Here is a 2,823-nt window from a genome sequence, read left to right on the forward strand (position 1 = left end):
TTCCAAGAACATGGTGTTGCACTTCAAATGCTAATCTAAGTTATATAAACCAACCAGTTCACGCCGGATTTGCTCCGGGCTACCTGTCAGGGTCAGGTCATCATTGCGTACACTGTTAAGCACCCAGTCCTTGCCCTGAATATTGGACTGACTGGCCTCATCAATTGCCTGACTAACATAACCATCCCATGCAGCCTTACTAAAAGTGCCTGACAGCGCATAACTACCCACCATAAAATGACGGTTATTTTCGCCTACGACTTGTGCCACCGTAATGGCCGGATAACGCACTGCTGCACGCATCTTGATTTCAGCATAGACCCGGTCACGCGCAGGCATTCCCTTGATCACCTGCCGCAAGTGTTCACGGGTTTGGTCAACCAGTGCCAAATCAGCTGCAAGTATTGGAAATGCAGGGTTTTGGCTTTGTGACAGTGAATAGCTAATCAGGCGCTCGGCATTGCGGATCATGTCGCTACGGGACATTTCACCCCGATTGGCCTCAAGCCATGCGCGCCAGAAGCGGGTAATCTGGTCATTAAGATGGCTGGATTCCATATGGCTGTGGTCGGCCAGCATCAAGTAGGCTTTTAAGGCGTTATAGGCATCTTCTGCACTAGTGGCCGAGGCTTCTGTATATTGCTTGGATGCGCTAATACTTGCTGCCTCAACCGGATTGCTGGCTGCCGCCGTCTTGAGCGCTGCTGCATTGCTATTCACGTCACCCAGATAGCGCGCAATATTTTGCTGAACCGGCGTTAACATGACGCGTTTTACCCCAGCCAGATACTCAGCCAGCAACTTCTCACGTAGGGCGGTGCCTTGATACAACCCAAATTGTAAAGACAATGGCCTGTCCTGCTGGTAGCGATCCAGTTGTTCCAGGCGATCCTGCAAGATCAGCAAAGAGTCAAACTGGCTGGACAGGCTAGCTTGCCCTTCAGCCTGAATACGCTTTACCTTTTGCAGGTCGGCGCCAACATTCTGGATTAACAACTGGTTATTGCGATACGACCAGGTCCATACACTTAATGCAACTCCAATAAGCAGCAGGCCTGCCAAAAAAGCAGCATGACGTTTTTGGCGACGGCTGCGGTTCAGGTACTGGCGTACCAGATGTTTGTCTGCCAAAATCACCCGGGAAAAAAGCTGCTTTAAAAAATAGCCATGCTGACTGGCAACTTCCACTTCCTGCTTACCAGTTTGCCCAGGTTCAGTCAGACTAAACTGGGTCACAATCTGTTTGGTCATAGGACTGTCAACCACGCCTTCCTGTAAGGCACTGGTAAAATAAAATCCACGAAATACTGGCTGAAACTGAAACGGATTTTCTTCAAACAAGGCCGAAATAAACAGTTTTAGGGCAGGCTTGATTGACTTGAATTCCAGTGGAAAAGTCATGATGCTGGGAGAAATCGTTTGCGAATGCCGACGGGTCAAGTGCGTCGTACTTAAATCCTGTAGGCCCTCATACAGCATATTGAACTGTTCTTCAAACTGGGTACTGGAATCCTTGCCAAGTTTTTCCTCAAACGGAATGGTTGCGCCCCACACTTGCTGGCGCTCTTCATCATCATAAACAGAAAAAAACTCGCTAAAACCCGCAACCAGATCCATCTTGGTGAAAATGACATAAACAGGTGCAAACACTTCCAGTTGTTCAGTAAGATCCTGTACCCGGCTACGCAGGTTTTTTGCCAGCTTTAGTGCATGCTCAGGATTGTTACTCATCAGCTCAGCAATACTTACCCCAATGATAATGCCGTTGATAGGTGCTTTCTTGCGGCTTTTTTTCAGCAAGCCCAGAAACCCTAGCCATTCCTGATGATCTTCTTCATATACTGCATAACGTCCGGCAGTATCCAGCAAAATACCTTCAGTTGAAAAAAACCAGTCACAGTTACGTGTTCCGCCAATTCCCTGAATAGCCGCCTTATCCCTGTTATTTTCAGCAAAGGGAAACCGCAATCCCGAGTTTTGAATAGCTGAACTTTTACCCGCTGCCGGGTTACCAATCATCATATACCAAGGGAGTTCATACAATGCTGCATGGCCGCGTTTGTCTCCCAGTCTGGATTTACGCAAGGTACGAATGGATTCATTCATTTGCTGCTTTAAAAACTGGATTTTTTCTGACTCATCACCTTTGTTTTTGGGATTAATTAATCGGCTGTCCTGTTGCAGCAAATCTGCCAGTTCAGCACCTTGCTGGCTGTTTTTTCCCTTCAAGTACCACCAAACCAGACCAGTAATCAGCAGGAGCAACAACAGCCCGGCCATTAAGCTCCAGAATAAAACCGGCGACAGTACGCGGTAGGCACACACTAGCACCACCACAATACCGGCAGCAATAATCAACCGTGGATCATAAATTCTTTGCCAAAAACTATTCATCATCTTGTGTTATCACTTAATCATATATTTTATAAAAGAAAAATTTGCCACAGTTATAGTCATCCTCAATGATTCAACAGAATAAATGACTTGCTGGTAAATATAGGTTGCAAAATTGGCATCTAAAACCGAGAAACTATTAATGAAGTTATTTATAGCTTTAATGCAGTAATTTTTAATCATTAGCCTGCTCTGCCAGATTTAAATTTTTAGTTAAAAACCAGAAAGACTCTGCTTGTCCTTGATCCTGTAAAAATAAACAGTTTGAATTATTCATTTGCTGGGTTAATGCTGCTGATAGCGTTAATCCCAATCCTATAGATTGAGAATCAAGATATTCAAGTAAAGAGCCTGTAAACAGTAATTCATCTACTTCCACTTTCAGATTATTTAAATGATTTGATAAGTTTCTTATTTGATGAGTATGAG

General features: G+C 45.0%; 2 protein-coding genes. Both read right to left on the bottom strand.

Annotation, left to right across the window (positions count from 1 at the left end):
* Window positions 1-30 precede the first annotated feature (30 nt).
* Entirely contained in the window at window positions 31-2,397 is a 2,367-nt protein-coding gene (gene tssM / locus BKE30_RS15180; RefSeq protein WP_083698625.1) for a type VI secretion system membrane subunit TssM, read from the bottom strand.
* Between the two features lie 172 nt (window positions 2,398-2,569).
* Window positions 2,570-2,823 (bottom strand): hypothetical protein (locus BKE30_RS16100; RefSeq protein ID WP_158073209.1); only part of this gene is annotated, 254 nt, incomplete at its 5' end.

This window comes from Alkanindiges hydrocarboniclasticus, from assembly GCF_001982605.1.
Taxonomy (GTDB): Bacteria; Pseudomonadota; Gammaproteobacteria; order Pseudomonadales; family Moraxellaceae; genus Alkanindiges; species Alkanindiges hydrocarboniclasticus.

Coding starts and splice junctions, on each gene's coding strand:
- tssM (WP_083698625.1), bottom strand. CDS start 2,397: ATGATGAATAGTTTTTGGCAAAGAATTTATGATCCACGGTTGATTATT.